The 20,246-nt window shown below is 62.4% G+C and carries 19 protein-coding genes; all 19 read right to left on the minus strand.

What is annotated here, in order from left to right; all coding sequences use genetic code 11:
* Window positions 1-23 precede the first annotated feature (23 nt).
* Entirely contained in the window at window positions 24-902 is an 879-nt protein-coding gene (locus AC1DLV_RS17140) for a branched-chain amino acid ABC transporter permease (protein WP_476801103.1), read from the minus strand.
* Window positions 903-1,087: 185 nt separating this feature from the next.
* Window positions 1,088-1,933 carry a sugar phosphate isomerase/epimerase family protein gene (locus AC1DLV_RS17145; RefSeq protein ID WP_476801104.1) on the minus strand — a complete coding sequence of 282 codons (846 nt, stop codon included), beginning with the start codon at window positions 1,931-1,933 and terminating at the stop codon, window positions 1,088-1,090.
* 147 nt (window positions 1,934-2,080) lie between these two features.
* A complete protein-coding gene (locus tag AC1DLV_RS17150; protein ID WP_476801105.1) occupies window positions 2,081-2,851 on the minus strand; it encodes an ABC transporter ATP-binding protein in 771 nt (256 codons plus the stop codon).
* A gap of 8 nt (window positions 2,852-2,859) precedes the next feature.
* Complete coding sequence (locus AC1DLV_RS17155) at window positions 2,860-3,864, minus strand: ABC transporter substrate-binding protein (RefSeq protein ID WP_476801106.1); 1,005 nt, start codon at window positions 3,862-3,864, stop codon at window positions 2,860-2,862.
* A gap of 53 nt (window positions 3,865-3,917) precedes the next feature.
* Window positions 3,918-4,766, minus strand: coding sequence for an ABC transporter permease (locus AC1DLV_RS17160; RefSeq protein WP_476801107.1), 849 nt, complete (start codon window positions 4,764-4,766; stop codon window positions 3,918-3,920).
* A 17-nt stretch (window positions 4,767-4,783) separates the two neighbouring features.
* On the minus strand, window positions 4,784-6,133 hold the full coding sequence (locus AC1DLV_RS17165; protein ID WP_476801108.1) for an LLM class flavin-dependent oxidoreductase: 1,350 nt from the start codon (window positions 6,131-6,133) through the stop codon (window positions 4,784-4,786).
* A gap of 95 nt (window positions 6,134-6,228) precedes the next feature.
* Window positions 6,229-6,786 carry an FMN reductase gene (gene msuE / locus AC1DLV_RS17170; RefSeq protein ID WP_476801109.1) on the minus strand — a complete coding sequence of 186 codons (558 nt, stop codon included), beginning with the start codon at window positions 6,784-6,786 and terminating at the stop codon, window positions 6,229-6,231.
* 326 nt (window positions 6,787-7,112) lie between these two features.
* Window positions 7,113-7,610, minus strand: coding sequence for an ester cyclase (locus AC1DLV_RS17175; protein WP_476801110.1), 498 nt, complete (start codon window positions 7,608-7,610; stop codon window positions 7,113-7,115).
* A 147-nt stretch (window positions 7,611-7,757) separates the two neighbouring features.
* Window positions 7,758-9,185 carry a gamma-aminobutyraldehyde dehydrogenase gene (locus AC1DLV_RS17180; RefSeq protein WP_476801111.1) on the minus strand — a complete coding sequence of 476 codons (1,428 nt, stop codon included), beginning with the start codon at window positions 9,183-9,185 and terminating at the stop codon, window positions 7,758-7,760.
* Between the two features lie 18 nt (window positions 9,186-9,203).
* Window positions 9,204-10,019, minus strand: a complete 816-nt coding sequence (locus AC1DLV_RS17185) for an ABC transporter permease (protein ID WP_476801112.1) — start codon at window positions 10,017-10,019, stop codon at window positions 9,204-9,206.
* Window positions 10,009-10,977 carry an ABC transporter permease gene (locus AC1DLV_RS17190; protein ID WP_476801113.1) on the minus strand — a complete coding sequence of 323 codons (969 nt, stop codon included), beginning with the start codon at window positions 10,975-10,977 and terminating at the stop codon, window positions 10,009-10,011. The genes AC1DLV_RS17185 and AC1DLV_RS17190 overlap by 11 nt, the downstream gene beginning before the upstream one ends.
* Entirely contained in the window at window positions 10,974-11,972 is a 999-nt protein-coding gene (locus AC1DLV_RS17195; protein WP_476801114.1) for an ABC transporter ATP-binding protein, read from the minus strand. The genes AC1DLV_RS17190 and AC1DLV_RS17195 overlap by 4 nt, the downstream gene beginning before the upstream one ends.
* Before the next feature lie 183 nt (window positions 11,973-12,155).
* Complete coding sequence (locus AC1DLV_RS17200) at window positions 12,156-13,310, minus strand: ABC transporter substrate-binding protein (protein ID WP_476801115.1); 1,155 nt, start codon at window positions 13,308-13,310, stop codon at window positions 12,156-12,158.
* Window positions 13,311-13,445: 135 nt separating this feature from the next.
* Complete coding sequence (locus tag AC1DLV_RS17205) at window positions 13,446-14,357, minus strand: LysR family transcriptional regulator (protein WP_476801253.1); 912 nt, start codon at window positions 14,355-14,357, stop codon at window positions 13,446-13,448.
* 228 nt (window positions 14,358-14,585) lie between these two features.
* Window positions 14,586-15,728, minus strand: coding sequence for an alpha-hydroxy acid oxidase (locus AC1DLV_RS17210; protein WP_476801116.1), 1,143 nt, complete (start codon window positions 15,726-15,728; stop codon window positions 14,586-14,588).
* 120 nt (window positions 15,729-15,848) lie between these two features.
* Window positions 15,849-16,202, minus strand: a complete 354-nt coding sequence (locus AC1DLV_RS17215) for a VOC family protein (RefSeq protein ID WP_476801117.1) — start codon at window positions 16,200-16,202, stop codon at window positions 15,849-15,851.
* A 67-nt stretch (window positions 16,203-16,269) separates the two neighbouring features.
* Window positions 16,270-17,067 (minus strand): FAD binding domain-containing protein, encoded by a 798-nt coding sequence (locus AC1DLV_RS17220; RefSeq protein ID WP_476801118.1) that lies wholly within the window; start codon window positions 17,065-17,067, stop codon window positions 16,270-16,272.
* 12 nt (window positions 17,068-17,079) lie between these two features.
* Window positions 17,080-19,431, minus strand: a complete 2,352-nt coding sequence (locus tag AC1DLV_RS17225) for a xanthine dehydrogenase family protein molybdopterin-binding subunit (RefSeq protein ID WP_476801119.1) — start codon at window positions 19,429-19,431, stop codon at window positions 17,080-17,082.
* A gap of 122 nt (window positions 19,432-19,553) precedes the next feature.
* The gene (locus AC1DLV_RS17230; protein WP_476801120.1) at window positions 19,554-20,054 is read right to left on the minus strand and encodes a (2Fe-2S)-binding protein; all 501 of its coding nucleotides are present in this window, start codon (window positions 20,052-20,054) and stop codon (window positions 19,554-19,556) included.
* Between the last annotated feature and the right edge of the window lie 192 nt (window positions 20,055-20,246).

Genomic DNA, 20,246 nt, shown 5'->3' on the forward strand with positions numbered 1-20,246 from the left:
CACGTTTGCACTCGCCTGCATGGTCACACCCGCCTTGCGCCGACGCGGCCGAACAGGCCCTGCGGTCGGAACATCAGGATGATCACCAGAACCAGCAGCGAAGCCAGGTCCTGGTAGGCTCCGCCGACCTTGTAGGCGGTCAGCATGGCGACCACGCCGACGAGCGGGCCGCCGATCAGCGTTCCGGCATTGGAGCCGATGCCGCCAACGACCGCCGCGACAAAGCCGTTAAGCACGTATTTCAGACCGGCGTCGGGACTCACCGAAATCACCGGTGCAACCAGGAAGCCGACGGTGCCGACCATCAGGCCGCTGATGGCGAACGAGATCAGCTGCAGGCGGCGCACGGGAAGGCCAGCGGCACGAGCGGCATCGAAATCCTGCGACAACGCGCTGATGGCGAGACCGATGAAGGTCTTGCGCAAGAAAAAGCGCAGCGCGAAGAACCAGAAGATCATCGCAACAATCGCCAACGCATAGGCACCCGGCGTTCGCGTGCCCAGGATACGGAAGCTCGGCACGACGCTGGAGACGGAGTAAGCGAACGGCCCCTGTGTGATCATCAAGAGTGCAGCGACGATCACGGAGACCGAAACGGTCGAGATCAGCCAGCTATCCTGCTCGACCGAAGAGCGCAGCGGCAAAAGCGTGATGTAGCCCTGGAAGGTGACCACGGCGGCAATGAGCAGGCCGGTGAGGACCAGCATCAGCGTCCACTGCCCAAGCCCTACCTGATTGGCCAGGAAGTAGGCGGCGAAACCGCCCAGGATGAACATGTTGCCCTGGGCAAAATTGAAGATATTCGTCGCGCCATGGACGATGTTGAAGCTCATCGCGATGGTGGCGAAGATCGAGCCTATGGCGATCCCGCGTATCACGATGATCAGTATTTCACTGAGCATAAGCTCGCCTCCCTGACCGCACTTATGACCCTGCCCTTGCTGGCGCCGGGCTAGCCCGAACGCATGATGAGGGTAGGTATTTTGCAAGGAGCTTATGCGGAGCCACCGCCGCCGCAACATCGTTCGAACGGACTAACGTCGCGCTGCAAATTTCAGACAGGAAAACACGCGCAACGTCAGCGCGTTCAAATCCTGTCGAAGCAGCGCCTTGCGCTCAGAAGGGATACCGCCGCGGCGTCTTGCAGCTCGCGCTCCGACTGCTGTGGAGAAATGATCTCGACACTCAACGGCACTTGAATGCCCATGCCGTCGAGAGTCCCGATAAATGCGTTGAGGTTAAAGGCGCCTAGCCCGCACAATTTCCGGTTCATCGTGTCGGCGGCAAGCGCACCACTTGGCTCTGCCCCCGCATCGTTGACCTGGACGCAGAGCACACGATCGGCAGGAATCCGCTTCAAATCGCCCAGCGGCACGCCGGCGCGGAAGATGTGCCAGGCATCGATCACCAAGCCGGCGTTGGGAATGCCTTCGATGAGGCGCAATGCGATATCGACGTCGCGCACGTTTCCCCAGGCGACCAGTTCGAGCGCGATTTCGATGTCGTGTTGCGCGGCACGCGCGCAAAGTGCTGCAAACCGCTCCCGCATGACCTCCATGGCTATGCCGCGTCCACCGAGATCGGGACCGACATTGAGCACCTTGGCACCAAAGGCATTCGCCGCCTCAAACGCACATATCTCGTTGCGGCGCGCCACCTCGCCGACCTCGCCGTCCATGAACCAGTCGCTCAGGAACTCGACCGACACATGTTTCATGCCGTTCCGCTTGAGGATCTGGCGCATCTCGGCATCGCCAAATCCCGCCTGGCGCTGTTCGGAGTAATCGCGGAAATGCAGGCACATGCCGGTGTAGCCGGCGGCGGCACACGCTTCCACCCTTGCTGCGAAGGCGTGACGCGTAGCCTTCGGTCCTCCCGGCACAACACCGCTGATCGTGTGGGAACTACAGACATATTCGCGCGGCTTGGTCATGGCGTCCTGCGGCTGATCTTTGCTTAAGATGCCGGCTTCGACGCCTGCTTACAGGTCCGTTCGGACTATCCATTGCCGCATTCGGGTTGTCGCCAAATCCGACAAGGCGAAAACCGGGGGCTCGACATCGTCGAGCGCGCCTATGCTTCAGTGCAGCCCGAATTCGCGCAGCAGTTCCTCGCGGTAGCGGACGAAACGGGCTTCGCTGCGGTCGCGGGGCCTGGGAAGATCGACCTCGATCAGCCGCGCCGCAGCACCTTTTTCTTTGGGCAGGACCAAAACCCTGTCGGCGAGATAGACCGCCTCTTCAAGGTCATGGGTGACCATGATCATGGTGACGTTCTCCTCGCTCCAGATGCGGGCGAGCTCTTCTTGCATGGTGATCTTGGTCATCGCGTCAAGCGCGCCGAGGGGCTCGTCGAGAAGCAGTATCTCGGGTTGGACGGTCAGCGCACGGGCGATGCCGACACGCTGGGCCATGCCGCCCGAGAGCTGCTTAGGGTAGGCATCGGCGAAGTCGCCGAGACCAACGAGCGCGATGTAGTCGCGAGCCCGCTCCTCGGCCCGGCTGCGCGCCTCGCCGCGCACCTCCAGGCCAAAGGCGACATTGTCGAGCACGGTGAGCCAAGGCAGCAAACGCGGTTCCTGGAAGATCACCGCGCGATCGGTGCCGACGCCGGCAACCTCCGCGCCGTCGATCAGAACCCGTCCGCCGTCCGCCGCCTCCAGGCCGGCAAGCACCCGCAAGAGCGTGGTCTTGCCCGAGCCGCTGGCCCCGACAATGACGAGGCATTCGCCTGCGCGGATGTCGAGATTGAGGCCCTTGAGCACGGCCAGCGGACGGCCGTTGATGGCGAAGGATTTGGAGAGGTCGCGGATCGAAACCTCGCCGCGGCGGGTGCTGTCGGAGATGCTCATCTTCGCTCTCAGTTCGATTTCGCTTCGGCGTTCGGCTGGAACAAAAGATCCGTGGCCGTGAACTTGCCCTTGGGCACCGAGCCGTCGCGTTCAAGCACATTGATCCAGAAATCGAGGTCGCGCGGGGTCGCCTGTGCGCCTTCGCGAAGTCCGAAGCCGGTCCAGTGCTTGGCAAGCTCACCATTTTCGCCGCGGTCATTCAGGATCTTGGCAAGGACTTTGCGCGCCTCGTCCGGGTTCTGGCGCGACCAGTCGGCGGCGCGGGTCGCTTGTTCGACGAAGTGGCGCGCGGCCTCGGGATGCGCCTTGATGAAGTCGCGGCGCAGCACGATGAAGCCGCCGGCGATCTCGCCCAGAACATCGGTGTCGTCAAAGACAGCACGGACGCCGCCATGTTCCTTCAGCACACCTTCGAAAGTCGACTGCCAATAGCCGAGGGCGGCAATGTCGACCTGGCGCGAGCGCAAGATCTGTTCGAGCTGCGGCCCAGGCACCACAACGAGGTTGGCGGCGGTCTGCGGCAGGCCCGCCTGGTGAAGTGCTTCGCGGACGGTGTAGTCGAGATGGGCGCCCAGCGTGTTGACCGCGATCGACTTGCCGGCAATGTCGGCGATGGATTTGATCGGGCTGTCGTCGAGCACGTAGAAAACGCTCTGGACCTGGTCGTTGATGCCGTTGCTGGGATAGGCGGCGACAAAGTCGTTGCCCCCAGCGATCGAGTTGATCACCGCCGAAGTCGCGGCGGAACCGAGGTCGACGCTACCGGCAGCCAGAGCGAAGAGCGAGGCCGGCCCGCCTTGGGCGTAGCCGACGTTCTCCAGTTCGACGCCGAGATCCTTGTAGTAACCCAGCTCGTAAGCAAGTTCATGCGGGGAGACGCCGCCCTGACTGGCAAGGTAGCGGAATTTCACGATTTCAGGTGATTGCGCAAGCGCGAAGCTGGGCAGGCCCGCGGCGGAAAGCCCAAGGGCGAGAACGGCACCGAGGCCGAGGGAACGGCGGGAAAGTGTCATGGTCGGATCTCTTTCATGGTTGATAGGACCGGTTGGACATTGCGGTCGTGCGGTCAGCTGGCAGCGCTGCTCCAGCGGCAGAGGCGGCGTTGCAGCAAGACGAGCGCATAGTTGGAAAGCAGGCCGAGGCCGGCCAGCAGGACGATCGCCGCAAACATCAGCGGGATCTGGAAGTTGTACTGGGCGTTCATGACCTGGAAGCCGACGCCCTTGTTGGCGCCGATCATCTCGGAGGCGATCAAAAGCAAAAGCGCAGTCGTCGCCGACAGCCTGAGGCCGACAAAGATCGAAGGCACCGCACCCGGCAAGACGACGCGGCGGAATACGGTCAGCCTGGACGCGCCATAGACCCGCGCCATCTCGATCAGCTTGGGATCGACCTCCTTGACGCCGCCGATGGTGTTCAAGAGCAGCGGAAACAGCGTCGCCCAGAAGATGACGAAGACCTTGGAAGCCTCGCCGAGGCCCAAAAGCAGGATGAAGATCGGGTAGAGCGCGAGCGCCGATGTCTGCCGGAAGACCTGCAGGATCGGATCAAGCGCACGTTCGACTGATCGAACCTGGCCCATGAACAGGCCAAGGGGGATCGCCACGACGACCGCAGCGGCAAAGGCGGTGCCCGAGCGCTGCAGGGAGATGGCGATGTCGTCGAGCAAGGCACCTCCGACGACGCCCTTCCACAGGGCTGCGACGATGGCGTCGAGCGGTGGGATGACCGCAGGGTTGATCCAGCCCCTGGTGCTCGAAATCTGCCAGAGCGCGAGGAAGCCCAGCAAAACGCCGTAGCGTGACAGGAAACGAGCCGCTACCTGGCCGCTGCGCTGTACGAATTCGATGCCGGCCGTGCCGTCGCTGATGCCCGCGCCGATGACTGTCGGCTGCTCTATGTGCTGCAAACTCATCGTCTTCTCCTTCGCGATTATTCGGCGGCCTGCAGCGAGCTGCGGCTCAAGGTCCAGGGGTTCACCGGGCGTGGCAGGCCGAGATTTTCGCGCAGCGTGCGCCCCTCATAGGCGGTGCGGAACAGGCCGCGGCGCTGAAGCTCGGGCACCACGAGATCGACGAAGTCGTCGAGCGCGCCCGGCAGCCATGGCGGCAGGATGTTGAAGCCGTCGGCGGCTTCGTTGTGGAACCATTCCTCGAGCTGGTCGGAGACCTGGGTGGCGCTGCCGACGATCGTGTAGTGGCCGCGCGCGGTCGCCACCCAGTGGTAGAGTTCGCGGATGGTGAAGTTATGCTCGTCGGCGATCTGGCGGAGCAGCGCCTGGCGGCTCTTCATGCCCTCGGTTTCGACACTCTTGGGCAATGGCCCGTCGAGCGGATAGCCCCTGATGTCGAGCGTACCGCCGGTTAATCCGTTGAGCAGGGCAACGCCGTCCTCGGGCAGGATCAGCTCATTGAGCTTGTCGTACTTGGCGCGGGCTTCGGCTTCGGTGCGGCCGACGAAGGGAGCGACACCGGGCATGATCAGGACATGTTCAGGGACGCGGCCCTCGGCGATCACGCGCGCCTTGATGTCTCGGTAGAACTCCTGCGCCGAAGCGAGGTTCTGGTGCGCGGTGAAGATAACCTCGGCCGAAAGCGCTGCCAGCCTGCGCCCGTCCTCGGACTGGCCGGCTTGGACGACGACAGGATGCCCTTGCACCGGGCGGGGCACGTTGAGCGGTCCCTTGACGGCGAAATGCGCGCCCTTGTGGTCGATGTCGTGGACCTTGGCGGGGTCGTAGAAGCGCCCCGACTGCTTGTCGCGGATGAAGGCGTCGTCTTCCCAGCTGTCCCACAATGCCTTGACGGTGTCGACGTGCTCCCTGGCACGGGCATAGCGGTCGGCATGGTCGGGCTGCTTGTCGCGATTGAAATTGCGCGCCGTTTCGTCGCCGGCGGATGTAACGACATTCCAGCCGGCGCGGCCATTCGACAAAAGGTCGAGCGAGGCGAATTTGCGGGCGAGCGTATAAGGCTCTTCGTAGGTGGTGGAGGCGGTGGCGATGAAGCCCAAATGATTGGTCAGCGGTGCCAGCGCCGCAAACAGCGTGACCGGCTCGAAGCCGGCGATCTTGGCGTTGCCGCCTTCACGTCCGCCGAGGCCAACTGACAGATTGTCGGCAAGGAAATAGGCGTCGAACAGGCCGCGTTCTGCTGTGAGGGCAAGCTCGGTGTGGAAGGCGAAACTGGTCGCGCCGTCGGCGGGCGAGCCGGGGTGGCGCCAGGCGGCGATATGCTGTCCGCCACCGGGCAGGAAGGCGCCAAGTTTGATCTGTCTGGTCATAACGATCTCCTTGTGAAGACGACAAAGGTCGATCCGGCGGCAAGGGCCGCAGGTTGGTCAGGTCTGATGGGTTTTTTGCTGGTTTGCGGCCTGGCTCAAGCGGCCAAGGAAACGCTTGCGCGTGCCTGCACGACCCGACAGGCCTCGTCGACCGCCTGCTGGGCACGGGTGCGGATGGCTTCGGACACGATCACGCCGTCAGCGAAATCCCTGTCGGAAGCGTAGATGGCGGTCGGGATTGTCAGCGCCTCGAAGAAGCCGAAGAGCGGGCGAAGCTGGTGCTCGACGATCAGCGAATGGCGCTCGCCGCCACCGGTCGCCGCCAGAATGACCGGTTTGCCTTTGAGCGAGGTTGGGTCGAGAAGGTCGAAGAAATGTTTGAACAGGCCGGTGTAGCTGCCTTTGAAAGTGGGCGAGCCGACGACCAGTATCGCCGCGCTCGACAGCTGCTCAACGATGGTCCGTGCGGACAGGTCGAGATCGCTGACATGCCTTGCCTGGGCGAAGGACGGGCCAAGGTCTTCGATGTCGTAGGTAGCCGAGGCTGCCCCGGTGCTTTTGGCGACTTGCCCAACGATGTGATCGATGAACAGTCTGGTCTTCGACGGACGGGTCAGGTTACCCGAAATTCCCACCACGAGCTGCTTTAACATTTCCGGCTCCTCACAATCGCCCAACTTCCATTAACTCTACGGAATTTGTAGAGTATGGAGAGCGAGAGGATTTCAAATCCGGGCCGCCAAGCGGATGGAGTTTGCGAAACATCGGCTTTGGTTAGTTCATCTGGCACTGCCATCGCCGCGTCACCGCGTGGCCGCGCCAAAGCAATCATGGCGGCTACGGCCTCGGCCGTCATGCGGAAATGGCAGTGCGTAGCCAAGACAAGTCGGTGCGGCAGCGCTGCATGCTGCACGAGCTATTCAAGAACCCTGGGCGTCAAGATTGACGCTGATGAAACAATATGGCGCCGCTTGACCCGCTACATCAGCCCAAGCTGCTTATAGAAGCCGAGCGCGTCGTAGTAGTCGCTCTGGGTGGCGATCTTTCCGTCCTTGACCGAGAACATCGATGCGCCGGTGAAAGAGAACTTTTTGCCGGTAGCCTTGGTGCCATCGGCCCAGTCGCCTGTATTGGTCCCTGAAAACTCCCATTCAAACGACACGCGATCATCCTGAACCACCGGTGTACCCTTCATCTTCCAGACGGCATCTGGAACGGCGTTCAAGAAATTGTCGATGACGCCGGTCTTGGCTGCGTCCTTGCCTTCGACCGGCTTGCCGACTGAGGCGTCGTAGTAAACGACATTGTCGGCGAAGTGCCCGGCCGCCTTGGCCGAGTCATGGGCGTTCCAGGCGGCGAGATAGGCCTCTACAGTTGCTTGCGGCTTGTCTTGTGCCCAAGCCGGCGTGATTGCCGGCACGGCAGCGATAAACGCAGCGGCAATGGCTGCGGATGCGAGAAACTGGCGGCGATGCATGTTTCTTCCTCCCTTGTTTCCTTCTCCCCGTTTACGGGGAGAAGGTGGCCCGAAGGGCCGGTTGAGGGGCGGCTCCAACGTACAAGAAGGCAGCGCTGCCCCTCATCTGCCTGCCGGCATCTTCTCCCGTAAATGGGGAGAAGAGAGCTACCCATGCGCGATCATCACGTGGCGCACGGCGGTGTAGTCCTCCAGCGCGTAGACCGACATGTCCTTGCCGTAGCCGGACTGCTTGAGCCCACCGTGTGGCATCTCGTTGGTTAGCATGAAGTGCGTGTTGATCCAGGTGCAGCCGTATTGCAGCCGAGCAGCCGTCGACATGCCGCGCGAGATGTCCTTGGTCCACACCGATGACGCCAGTCCGTAATCGCTGTCATTGGCCCAGTTGACCGCCTCGTCGACATCCGAAAACCGCGTCACCGAAACAACCGGCCCGAACACCTCTCGGCGCACGATCTCGTCTTCCTGCAGCGCGCCGGCAACGACCGTCGGCTGGTAATAGAAGCCACCGCCCTCGCCCGGTTTGCCGCCGGTGGTGATTTCGATGTGCTTGAGTTCTGAGGCACGCTCGACGAAGGAGGCGACGCGGTCGCGCTGGCGCCTGGAGATCAACGGCCCGATCTCGTTTTCGGTGTCGTCGGCATGGCCGAAACGAATTGTCGAGACAGCCGACGACAGGTCGGCCACAAGCTTGTCGTAGACGCGTTTGCCGGCATAGATGCGGCAGGCGGCAGTGCAGTCCTGGCCGGCATTGTAATAGCCAAAGGCGCGCAAGCCACTGACCACCGCGTCGATATCGGCGTCGTCGAAGACGATGACCGGCGCCTTGCCACCGAGTTCGAGATGGGTGCGCTTGACCGACTTGGCCGCCGCCTGCAGCACCTTCTTGCCGGTGGCGACGTCGCCAGTGATCGAGATCATGTTGACCTTGGCATGGTTGATCAGCGTGTTGCCGACGCTTTCGCCACGCCCGAGCACGACATTGACCACGCCTTCCGGCAAGACCTCTGCAAGGATCCTCGCCAGCTTGAGTGCCGTAAGCGGCGTCTGCTCCGACGGCTTGAAGACCACGGTGTTGCCGCCGGCAATGGCTGGCGCCAGTTTCCACGCCATCATCATCAGCGGGTAATTCCACGGCGCGATGGAAGCGACAATGCCGATCGGGTCGCGGCGGATCATCGAGGTGTGTCCGGGCAGATATTCGCCCGCCACAAGCCCCGGCATAGAGCGTACAGCACCGGCAAAGAAGCGGTAGCAGTCGACGATGGCAGGTATCTCGTCATTGAGCACGGCATTGATCGGCTTGCCGCAATTGAGCGCTTCGAGCCTGGCGAAACCTTCCGCCTCGGCCTCGATCCGGTCGGCAATCTTGAGCAGATAGCCGGAACGCTGCGCCGGCGTGGTCTTCGACCAGCCTGCAAAGGCTTTTTCGGCAGCGGCGACCGCCGCTTCGATCTGTGCTTGTGAGGCCTCGGGCAGGCTGAGGATCGTCTCGCCGGTGCGCGGGTTGAGGATCGCTTCTTCCGTCTCGGTCCCTTTTTCGAACTTCGAGCCGATCAGCATCTGGGTGTCCATGACTTCTCCCTTTCGATCTTATTTGCCGGCGCCGGCGATCTGGTCGCCTTCGCGGGTCAGGTAATAGGCAATGAGGATGGGCAGCAGCGTCGCGAGCACCACGACCATGGCAACGACGTTGGTGACCGGGCGCTGGCGCGGCCGCACCAGTTCCTCGAGCATCCAGATCGGCAGCGTCTGCTGCTGGCCGGCGGTGAAGGTGGTGACGATGACTTCGTCGAACGACAACGCGAAGGCGAGCATGCCGCCGGCGAGCAGCGCTGTACCGATGTTGGGAAGGATCACATGCCTGAACGTCTGGAAGCCATCGGCGCCGAGGTCCATCGACGCCTCGATCAGCGAGCCTGAGGTGCGGCGGAACCGCGCGACCGCGTTGTTGTAGACGACGACGACACAGAAAGTGGCGTGGCCGAGCACGATCGTCCAGAACGAGAACGGGATCTCGGCCAGGCTGAAGGCCGAGCGCAGCGCGATACCGGTGATGATGCCGGGCAGTGCGATCGGCAGGATGACCAGCAGCGAAATCGCCTCGCGGCCGAAGAAACGCGTCTGGCTGACGGCAGCAGCACAGAGTGTCCCGAGCACCAGCGCAATACCAGTCGAAATCGCTGCGACCTGCACCGAAAGTCCCAAAGCCTGCCAGACGTCAGGACGTCCCCAGGTGACCGCGAACCACTGCGTTGTCAGTCCCGGTGGCGGCCATTGGTAACTCTTCTCCTCGGTGGTGAAGGCGTAGACGAAGATCAGCAGGATCGGCAGGTGCAGGAAGGCGAGCCCCGCTGCGGCGGCGATCTTGATGCCGAGTGGTGCCGATTGCGAACGGTCAGAGCGCATCGAAGGCCCCCATGCGTTTGGCGCCCCAGAGATAGAAGCCCATGATGACGATCGGCACGACGGTGAAGGCGGCGGCGAGCGGGATGTTGCCCGCGGTACCCTGCTGGGCATAGACGGCCTGGCCGATGAACAGCCGAGAGGTGCCTATGATCTGCGGGATGATGTAGTCGCCCAACGTCAGCGAGAATGTGAAGATCGAACCGGCGACGATGCCCGGCAGCGCCAGCGGAAACAGCACGTTGCGGAACGTCTGGCCGGGCGACGCGCCGAGATCGGACGAGGCTTCGACGAGGTTGGCCGGCACGCGTTCGAGCGCTGCCTGGATCGGCAGGATCATGAACGGCAGCCAGACATAGACGAAGACGATGAAGGTGCCGGTAAACGACACCGATAGCGAATTGCCACCGACGATCGGCAGCGACAGCCAACTGTCGAGCAGCCACGACAGATGCAGCTTGCCAAAAAGCCAGGTGAGGATGCCTTCCTTGGCAAGGATCAGTTTCCAGGCGTAGATCTTGACCAGATAGCTCGACCAAAGCGGCAGCATGACACCGAGATAAAACAGCGCCTTCCATTTGCCGCGAGCATACCGCGCCGCGTAATAGGCGATCGGGAACGCAACGACTGCCGAAGCGAGCGTCACCATTGCAGCCATCGTCACCGTGCGGACGATGATGTCGACATTCGCCGCCTGGAACAGGTCGCCATAGGTCTTGAGCGTGAAGTGGCGATCGATGAGGCCCGAATACTCGTCGATCGAAAAGAAGCTTTGTGCCAGCAGCGCGAGCAGCGAGCCGATATAGATGACGCCAAGCCAGAGCAGCGGCGGCGCGAGCATCAAAAACAACAGCAGTCCCGGCCTGCGCCACAGCAAGTCTGACAGCGAGCCGGCGATGCCGCCGCGCTTCGGCAAGATCGCTGCGGCTGCGCTTGCGCTGGTGATGGCGTCGACACTCACGCCTGGTCCTCCATCAGATGGAGCTGGTCGCGATTGAAGGTGAGCACGACATGCTCGCCATCGCCGGGCAGCGACGTGCCTGCGGGCACTGTGGCATGCAGTCTCAGACCGTCGGCATCGAGCGCCAGCTTGGTGGCGGCTCCGAGATAATGCCGCGACACGACACGCGCTGCGACGCCGTCTCCGGTCGCGCCACGCCCGACGCGGATCGATTCCGGACGCAGGCTGCCCCAGCGGCGCTGGCCGACATAACGCTGGACGAAGTCTGGCGGCAGCACGTTGGACGAACCGACGAAATCGGCAACGAAACGCGACGCCGGCCGCTGGTAGATGTCTTCCGGTGCGCCTACCTGCATGATGCGGCCGTCGTTGAACACGGCGACCCGGTCGGCCATCGACAGCGCCTCGCCCTGGTCGTGGGTGACGAAGACGAAGGTGATGCCGAGCGCCTTTTGCAGCGCCTTGAGTTCTTCCTGCATGCTCTCGCGCAGCTTGAGATCGAGCGCGCCGAGCGGTTCGTCGAGCAAAAGCACTTTTGGCTTGTTGACCAGCGCGCGGGCGAGCGCCACGCGCTGGCGCTGGCCACCCGAGAGCTGCCCCGGCCGACGCGAGCCGTAGCCTGGCAACTGCACCAGCCTGAGCGTATCTTCGGCGGCGCGGTGGCGTTCGTCCTTGCTCACGCCCTTGACCATCAGCCCATAGGCAACGTTGTCGAGCACGTTGAGATGCGGAAACAGCGCGTAATCCTGGAACACCGTGTTGACGTTGCGGCGATAGGGCGGCACGCCCTCGGCGCGTTCGCCGAAGATCGAGATGCTGCCCGAGGTCGGCTGTTCGAAGCCGGCGATGAGGCGCAGGCAAGTTGTCTTGCCCGAACCCGATGGCCCCAGCATGGCGAAGAACTCACCCGGCTGTATCTCGAGGTCGACCGCATCGACGGCGCGCACCGCGCCGAAATGGCGGGAGGTCTTTTGAAAGGCGACTGCTGGGGTCATTGGAGGCTGTCCTGATGGTTGGCTCGCCATCTGCGAACCTTGGCGCCGCCCCTCATCCGCCTGCCGGCACCTTCTCCCCGTGAATGACGGGGAGAAGGACGAAGCGGTGACGTGGACGCCCCCTCTCCCCGTTTTACGGGGAGAGGGTAAGGCTGAGGGGCATCGCAACGCTTAACGGTAGGCTTACCGTCCGCCAATCACGCCGATATAGTCCGACACCCAGCGGTAATAGGGCACGCACTGGTCGTTTTGGGTGGTGCATTTCGACACCGGCGTCTTCCAGAACTTGATCTTGGCGAAGTCCTCGAAGCCGTTGCCCTTGCAGCCTTCGTCAGTGAGAAGCGCATTGCCTTTGCAGGCGGCCGGTACCGCCGGGTTGGAGCCGAACCATGAGGCAAGATCGCCCTGCAGCTTGGGATTCAGCGAATGCTCCATCCACATATAGGCGCAGTTCGGATTGGCGGCGTCGACATGCATCATCGTCGTGTCGGCCCAGCCGGTTGCGCCTTCTTCCGGAATTGTCGAGGCGATTGGCTGCTTTTCCGACTTGAGCAGATTGACCTGGAACGGCCACGATCCCGAGGCGACAACACCTTCGTTCTTGAAGTCGTCGACCTGGATCATCGCGTCGTGCCAATAGCGGCCGACGAGCGTGCGCTGGGCGCGCAGCAGGTCGAGTGCCGCCTTGTACTGGTCCTCGTTGAGCTCGTAGGGGTCCTTGATGCCGAGATCAGGCTTGTGCGCCATCAGGTAGTTGGCGGCGTCAGCGATGTGGATGGCGCCGTCATAGGCCTGGACGCGGCCCTTGTTGGGCTTTCCATCGGGCAGTTCCATCGGCTCGAAGACGATGTTCCAGCTCTTGGGCGCTTCCTTGAACACGTTGGTGTTGTACATCAGCACATTCGGGCCCCACTGATAGGGCACGCCGTAATGCTTGCCATCGACAGTAAACCAGGGCGCATCCTTGAGGCGCTCGTCGACTGCCGACCAGCTCTTGATCAGGTCGGTATTGATCGGCTGGACGCGCTTGCCTGCAACCAGGCGAAGCGAGGCGTCGCCCGATGCGGTGACGAGATCGAAGCCGCCCTCGTTCATCAGCGCCACCATTTCGTCCGAGGTGGCCGCTGTCTTGACGTTGACCTTGCAGCCCGACGCCTTTTCGAAATCCGTCACCCAGTCGTAATTCTTGTCGGTCTCGCCGCGCTCGATATAGCCCGGCCAGGCGATGATATTGACTTGGCCCTCGCCCTTGCCGATCTCCTTGACCTGCGCAAAAGCCTGACCGGAAAAGCTGCACGCCAAGGCGATGGCCGTGCAGGATTTCAAAAATGCCTTCATCTCGATTCTCCCATTTGCAGGGGCCGCTCTCGATCGGCGGTGTTGCCCTGAAACGAAAGGTGCTGCGAAAGCGCAGGTTTCGCAAATTCATTTGGAAGAAGGGTGATATCGGTTTTTCCGATACCTAGAGCGCGGTCAGAGTTTCTGGCGGACTGTGCGCTGCGCCTGGGCGAGGCCGATGAAGTCGCGCGCCGCCGCCGGCAGCGACGAGCCACGTCGCCAGACCATGCCGACCTGCACCACGGGCAGCGAACCCGAGACGTCGCGGGACTCGATGCGGTCGCCTTCCAGCGACCACGGCCGGTAAACAAGATCGGGCAAAAGCGCGACCCCTGCCCCGGTGGCGACAAGCGAACGCACGGCTTCAACCGAGCGTGTACGGAAGGCAACATGCGGTTTGGCGCCGATGGCCGACAGCAGCTTGCCGGTGTTTTCCTCGATCTCGTCGACCGACAGCATGATCAGCGGCTCGGACGCAATGTCGCCGACACTGATGATTTCGGCCGAGGCCAGCGGGTGGCCGAGCGGCAGCCACAGGCGGTAGGCCGAGACCTCGAGGATTTCCGATTGCAGAGCCATGCGGTCGCGCAGATTGGAAGTGACCATCACCGCAAGGTCGAGCTTGCCGCCGACCAGCAGGTGCTCGAGATAATCGCCATTGTCTTCGATGGCCGAGATCTCGACCGCCGGATGGGCGCGGCGGTAGCGCGCCAGAAGATCCGACAGAACGTAGCCGGCGACCAGTGAGGTGACGCCGAGCTTGAGCTGGCCCGTGGCGGTTGCCTGGCCGCCGAAGAAGGTGCGCCGCGCATCCGACACGTCGGCCAGTATCTTGGTGGCGTGGCGCAGGAACTGGTGGCCCTTGTGGGTGATGTTGAGGCCGCGCGGGTGGCGCTCGAACAGCTCAACGCCGAGATCGCCTTCCAACTCCTTGATCGCCTCGGTGACCGAGGATTGCGAGATCGACAGGTTCTGCGCCGCCCGCGAGATGGTGCCCTGCTCGGCAACGGCAACGAAGAACTGAAGCTGACGAAGCGTGAAGGCCATATCAGGACTAAACAGGGTGGTGAGAGGTTTGGGAAGGGGCTGCCGCATCTGCGCGGCCGCTCGAACAAAGCAAACCTGTGTCAATCGATAGCGTGCCGTTCACCGCGCCCAGCCAGCGGTCAAGCAACATCGCTGGCATCGCCCCTGGCTACCGCGTCAACAACTTGGCCACAGGCGCAATTGCCTGCGACAAGCTTGTATTGTCACGATCGATCTACCGACGCGCTCTCAACGCCGCGCAATGATGCGGCTGTCGACGTCCTTGATGTCACGCAGGCCGCAGAACGCCATTGTGATATCGAGCTCCTTGCGGATGATGTCGAGGCAGGCGGTCACGCCCGCTTCCCCGCCGGCGCCAAGGCCATAGAGGAACGAGCGGCCGATGAAAACGCCCTTGGCGCCAAGGGCCACGGCCTTCAGCACGTCCTGGCCTGAGCGAATCCCGCCGTCCATCAAAACCTCGATGCGATCGCCGACGGCATCGACAATGTCCGGCAGCGCCGAGATCGAGGAGACGGCACCGTCGAGCTGGCGGCCGCCATGGTTGGAAACGATGAGTGCGTCGGCACCACTCGCCGCGGCCTTTTCGGCGTCCTCTGGATCGAGGATACCCTTGAGGATAAGCTTGCCGCCCCACTGCTCCTTGATCCATTTGACATCATCCCAGCTCAACGCCGGATCGAACTGCTCGGCAGTCCACGACGACAGCGACCGCAAATCGGTGACGCCCTTGGCGTGACCGGCGATGTTGCGGAATGTTCGCCGGTTGGTGCGCAGCATGTTGAGGCACCAGCGCGGCTTGGTCGCCAGGTTGATGATGTTGGGGATCGTCATGCGCGGCGGCGTCGACAGGCCGTTGATGATGTCCTTGTGGCGTTGACCGAGGATCTGCAGGTCGAGCGTCAACACCAGTGCCGAACATTTCGCCGCCTTGGCACGCTGGATCAGCCGCGAGACAAAGTCGCGGTCCTTCATCACATAGAGCTGGAACCAGAACGGCTTGGAGGTGTTTTCGGCGACGTCCTCGATCGAACAGATGCTCATGGTCGACAGCGTGAACGGAATGCCTGCCTTTTCGGCGGCGCGCGCGCCATGGATCTCACCATCTGCATGCTGCATGCCGGTAAGGCCCGTCGGCGCGATTGCCACCGGCATCGATACCTTCTCGCCGATCATCGTTGTTTCAAGCGTGCGGTTACGCAGATCGACAGCGACGCGCTGGCGAAACTTGATCGGCACGAAATCGCTTTCGTTCTCGCGGTAGGTGCTCTCGGTCCAGGCACCTGAATCGCAATAGTCGTAGAACATGCGGGGCACACGCCGCTTGGCGATTGCACGAAGGTCGGCGATCGAGGTTATCGGACGCGCCATTCCACTATGCTCCAGAATGCTGATGTTGTTGCGACATGCCGGCGGCATGTAAGCCGCCTTGGGCGAGGATGCCAAGAGGCTGTCAGCCATAAGCTGGCGACTTGCCGCCAGACTTTGGTCCTACCCTCTATGCGACAGGATGTTGACGACGTTTCCGAATGGGTCGCGAAGGTAAAACCGCCGCACGCCCCATGGCTCGTCCGCGAGGTCGTAGACGATTTCGCAGGCGGCAGCTTTTGCCCGCTGATGAACATTGTCCACGTCGTCAACCTCGATCGATAGCGTCGGCACCGGCGTTCCCGATCCGCCCTGGCTGGCGACGCTGAGTTGCGGCGCCATCGCGGCATCTGTCGCAAAGGTCAATATCCAGCCGAAATCCATGACGACATCCAGGCCAAGCAATTCGCCATAGAATGCGCGGGCTTGTGCGGGATTGTCGGCATGCAGGTTGGCGACGATGCGTCGAACGGCCATCTGTATTCCTTGCTGTTCAGATGAAAAGGGGCCCGGAGGCCCCTCTCCCTATCCATGATGCCGAGGTTCAGGCGTTGGCGGCAGCAACTGCGCGCTTGGCCATCACGACCACGAGATTGGCGCGGTATTCCGGCGAGGCATGGATGTCGCCCATCAGGTTCTTCGACGGCACCGTGACACCTTCGAGAGCTGATGCCTCGAACTTCTTGGTCAGCGCTGCCTCGACCTCCTTCGAGCGGAACACGCCGTCGTCGCCAGCCCCGGTTACCGCCGCGCGCACGCCGTCCTTGCCCTTGGCCACGAACACGCCAGTCATGGCGTAGCGTGATGCAGGGTTGGGGAACTTGGCGTAACCCGCCTTGGCAGGTGCTGTGAAGGTCACTGCCGTTACGATCTCGTCGTCCTTGAGCGACGTTTCAAACAGCCCCTTGAAGAACTTGTCGGCCGCAAGCTCACGCTTGTTGGTGACGATGGTCGCCCCAAGCGCCAGCAATGCCGAGGGATAATCGGCAGCCGGGTCGTTGTTGACGATCGAGCCCCCGATTGTGCCGCGATGGCGCACGGCCGGATCGCCGATGAGGCTGGCGAGATAGGCCAGCGCCGGACAGACCTTCTTCAGCTTCTCGTCATTGGCCACGTCGAAATGCGTCGTCGTTGAGCCAATGGTGACGGTCTTGCCCGACACCTTGATGCCCTTCAACTCAGCGATGTGGCTCAGGTCGACCAGATCCGACGGTGCGGCGAGCCGGGTCTTCATCGCCGGAATCAGCGTCATGCCGCCGGCAAGGAACTTGGCATCGCCAGTCTTGATCTTCTTGATGGCGTCCGCGACCGAGGTGGCACGATGATAATTGACGGAATACATTTTGCGTCCTCCTCAGTGCTTCGAGCCGCTGCCCAACGCCGCCCAGACTTTCTGGGGCGTCGCAGGCATGGTCAGGTTTTCGTGGCCGAGCGCATCAGTGATGGCGTTGATGACCGCCGGCGGCGAACCGATGGCACCGGCCTCGCCGCAGCCCTTGATGCCGAGCGGGTTGCCCGGGCATGGCGTGTTCGAGGTCGACACCTGGAACGACGGCAGATCGTCGGCGCGCGGCATGGTGTAGTCCATGTAGCTCGCCGTCAGAAGCTGACCGTTGGTGTCATAGACAGCCCCCTCGAGCAGCGCCTGGCCGACGCCTTGCGCGATGCCGCCATGCACCTGACCCTCGACGATCATCGGGTTGATGATGTTGCCGAAGTCGTCGGCGGCGACGAACTGAACGATGTCGGTCTTGCCGGTTTCCGGATCGATCTCGACTTCGCAGATGTAGCAGCCGGCCGGGAAGGTGAAGTTCGACGGATCGTAAAACGCCGTCTCCTTCAGCCCAGGCTCCATGCCTTGCGGCAGGTTGTGAGCGGTGTAGGCCGCAAGCGCCATCTGAAACCACGGCACGTTCTTGTCGGTTCCGGCAACCTTGAGCTGACCGTTTTCGATGACGATGTCGCCCTCGTCGGCTTCAAGCAGGTGGGCGGCGATCTTCTTGGCCTTGGCCTCGACCTTGTCGAGCGCCTTGACGATGGCCGACATGCCGACCGCACCCGAGCGCGAGCCATAGGTGCCCATGCCCATCTGCACCTTGTCGGTATCGCCATGCACGATCGACACGCTGTCGAGCGGCACGCCGAAACGCGAGTTGACCAGCTGGGCAAAGGTCGTCTCGTGGCCCTGGCCATGGCTATGCGATCCGGTCAGCACCTCGATGGTGCCGACGGCGTTGACACGGACTTCGGCCGATTCCCACAGGCCGACGCCGGCACCGAGTGAGCCTACCGCCGCCGACGGCGCGATGCCGCATGCCTCGATGTAGCAGCTCATGCCGATACCGCGCAGCTTGCCTTTCTTGGCTGCGGCTGCCTTGCGCTTGGCAAAGCCGGCATAGTCGGCCTGCTTCATCGCAGCGTCGAGCGAGGCACCATAGTCGCCCGCGTCGTAGCACATGATGACGGGCGTCTGGTGCGGGAAGGAGGTGACGAAGTTCGTGCGCCTGAGTTCAGCCGGCGACACGCCCAATTCCCTCGCGGCGATCTCCATCGTGCGCTCCACGACATAGGTTGCCTCGGGACGTCCCGCCCCGCGATAGGCGTCGACCGGCGCGGTGTTGGTGTAGACCGTGCGCACATTGCCGTAGATTGTCGGGATGTCATACTGGCCCGACAAAAGCGTTGCGTAGAGATAGGTCGGTGTCGCCGAGGAAAACAGCGACATGTAGGCGCCGAGGTTGGCGATGGTGTCGACCTTCAGCCCGACGATCTTGTTGTTCTTGTCGAAGCCCATCTCGACTGTGGTGTGATGGTCGCGGCCATGGGCGTCGGTGAGGAAGCTTTCGGTGCGGTCGGCGACCCACTTGACCGGCACGCCGGTCCTCTTGGACGCCCACAGGCAGACGATTTCCTCAGGATAGATGTAGATCTTTGAACCGAAGCCGCCGCCGACATCCGGAGCAATGACGCGCAGCTTGTTTTCCGGCGCGACATTGTAGAAAGCGCTCATCACCAGCCGCGCCACATGCGGGTTCTGCGAGGTGGTCCAGCAGGTGTAGTGGTCCTCGGCCTTGTCGTAGTGGCCAAGAGCGGCTCGAGGCTCCATCGCATTCGGAACCAGTCGGTTGTTGACGATTTTGACGCGGGTGATGTGGACCGCCGTCTTGAGCGCGGCGTCGGTTTTCGCTTCGTCGCCGATGCCCCAGTCAAAGATCAGATTGCCGTCGGCCTCGGGGTGCAGTTGCGGGGCGCCCTTGGCGAGCGCGTCGACCGCATCCGCCACCGACTTGCGTTCCTTGTAGGTGATCTCTACGGCCTCGGCCGCATCGCGCGCCTGGCCCTTGGTGTCGGCCACAACGATGACGACGGCGTCGCCGACATAACGCACACGGTCGACCGCCAAGGGCGACCAAGCACCCATCTTCATCGGCGAGCCGTCCTTGGAGTGGATCATCCAGCCGCAGATCAGATTGCCGATACCGTCGGCCTTGAGCTGCTTGCCGGTGAGCACACCGATGACGCCCGGCATGGCTTCCGCCTTCTTGACGTCGATCTTCTTGATGTCGGCATGCGCGTGCGGACTACGCACGAACGCCGCGTGCTTCATGCCGGGCACGACCATGTCGTCGACATAGCGCCCCGCGCCGGTGATGAATCTCTTGTCTTCCTTGCGCGCAACCCGCGCGCCAATGCCTTCAATTCCCATGTAAGCTCTCCTCCAGAACCAAGGGCAGTACGGGAGTAAGGCAATGAGGCAGTAGGTAAGATGTCGCGTCAGCGGCAGTCGTTGCCTACTGCCTTACTGCCCTACTACCCTACTCCCAATTCTTATGCCGCCTTCTTCGCTTTGCTCTTGGACGCTTTCGACATTGTCTTTGAAGCGGCGAGGATCGCCTTGACGATGTTGTGGTAGCCGGTGCAGCGGCAGATGTTGCCTTCGAGTTCCGCGCGCACGGTGGCTTCGTCGAGTCCGTCGGGATGCCTGCGGATCATGTCGGTTGCGGTCATGATCATGCCCGGCGTGCAAAAGCCGCACTGCAGGCCATGATGTTCCTTGAAGGCGGCCTGCACCGGATGCAGGTCGGCGCCATTGGCGAGGCCTTCAATGGTGACAATGGTCGATCCAGAGGCCTGGGCCGCCAGCATCGTGCAAGACTTCATGGCCTTGCCGTCGACATGGACGACGCAGGCGCCGCATTGCGACGTGTCACAACCGACATGCGTGCCGGTCAGGTTCAAATTCTCGCGCAGGAAATGAACTAGAAGCGTGCGGTCCTCCACCGCGCCGCTAACCTTTCGGCCATTCACGACCAAAGTAACCTCTGACATGAAACCTCCCACTGTTGCCGCGACCGGCCAGGCATGCCCCGCCCCGTCAGGTGAGCAAATCCTATCCTTGCGAATGCAGGCTGCAAGCGCCTTTTTGGATCCAGACACGCAATGCGTGCAGGCCAGCGCAAAAATGATGCATGTGAGGACCGTTTTGCTCGCAACATCTTGGCGAGACCAGCATCAGCCATC

It is taken from the genome of Aminobacter sp. 01T433 (assembly GCF_056398585.1).

What these genes read in the sequence shown, in the direction of transcription:
- AC1DLV_RS17140 (WP_476801103.1), bottom strand. Translation starts at nt 902, where the DNA reads ATGCTCAGTGAAATACTGATCATCGTGATACGCGGGATCGCCATAGGC.
- AC1DLV_RS17145 (WP_476801104.1), bottom strand. Translation starts at nt 1,933, where the DNA reads ATGACCAAGCCGCGCGAATATGTCTGTAGTTCCCACACGATCAGCGGT.
- AC1DLV_RS17150 (WP_476801105.1), bottom strand. Translation starts at nt 2,851, where the DNA reads ATGAGCATCTCCGACAGCACCCGCCGCGGCGAGGTTTCGATCCGCGAC.
- AC1DLV_RS17155 (WP_476801106.1), bottom strand. Translation starts at nt 3,864, where the DNA reads ATGACACTTTCCCGCCGTTCCCTCGGCCTCGGTGCCGTTCTCGCCCTT.
- AC1DLV_RS17160 (WP_476801107.1), bottom strand. Translation starts at nt 4,766, where the DNA reads ATGAGTTTGCAGCACATAGAGCAGCCGACAGTCATCGGCGCGGGCATC.
- AC1DLV_RS17165 (WP_476801108.1), bottom strand. Translation starts at nt 6,133, where the DNA reads ATGACCAGACAGATCAAACTTGGCGCCTTCCTGCCCGGTGGCGGACAG.
- msuE (WP_476801109.1), bottom strand. Translation starts at nt 6,786, where the DNA reads ATGTTAAAGCAGCTCGTGGTGGGAATTTCGGGTAACCTGACCCGTCCG.
- AC1DLV_RS17175 (WP_476801110.1), bottom strand. Translation starts at nt 7,610, where the DNA reads ATGCATCGCCGCCAGTTTCTCGCATCCGCAGCCATTGCCGCTGCGTTT.
- AC1DLV_RS17180 (WP_476801111.1), bottom strand. Translation starts at nt 9,185, where the DNA reads ATGGACACCCAGATGCTGATCGGCTCGAAGTTCGAAAAAGGGACCGAG.
- AC1DLV_RS17185 (WP_476801112.1), bottom strand. Translation starts at nt 10,019, where the DNA reads ATGCGCTCTGACCGTTCGCAATCGGCACCACTCGGCATCAAGATCGCC.
- AC1DLV_RS17195 (WP_476801114.1), bottom strand. Translation starts at nt 11,972, where the DNA reads ATGACCCCAGCAGTCGCCTTTCAAAAGACCTCCCGCCATTTCGGCGCG.
- AC1DLV_RS17200 (WP_476801115.1), bottom strand. Translation starts at nt 13,310, where the DNA reads ATGAAGGCATTTTTGAAATCCTGCACGGCCATCGCCTTGGCGTGCAGC.
- AC1DLV_RS17205 (WP_476801253.1), bottom strand. Translation starts at nt 14,357, where the DNA reads ATGGCCTTCACGCTTCGTCAGCTTCAGTTCTTCGTTGCCGTTGCCGAG.
- AC1DLV_RS17210 (WP_476801116.1), bottom strand. Translation starts at nt 15,728, where the DNA reads ATGGCGCGTCCGATAACCTCGATCGCCGACCTTCGTGCAATCGCCAAG.
- AC1DLV_RS17215 (WP_476801117.1), bottom strand. Translation starts at nt 16,202, where the DNA reads ATGGCCGTTCGACGCATCGTCGCCAACCTGCATGCCGACAATCCCGCA.
- AC1DLV_RS17220 (WP_476801118.1), bottom strand. Translation starts at nt 17,067, where the DNA reads ATGTATTCCGTCAATTATCATCGTGCCACCTCGGTCGCGGACGCCATC.
- AC1DLV_RS17225 (WP_476801119.1), bottom strand. Translation starts at nt 19,431, where the DNA reads ATGGGAATTGAAGGCATTGGCGCGCGGGTTGCGCGCAAGGAAGACAAG.
- AC1DLV_RS17230 (WP_476801120.1), bottom strand. Translation starts at nt 20,054, where the DNA reads ATGTCAGAGGTTACTTTGGTCGTGAATGGCCGAAAGGTTAGCGGCGCG.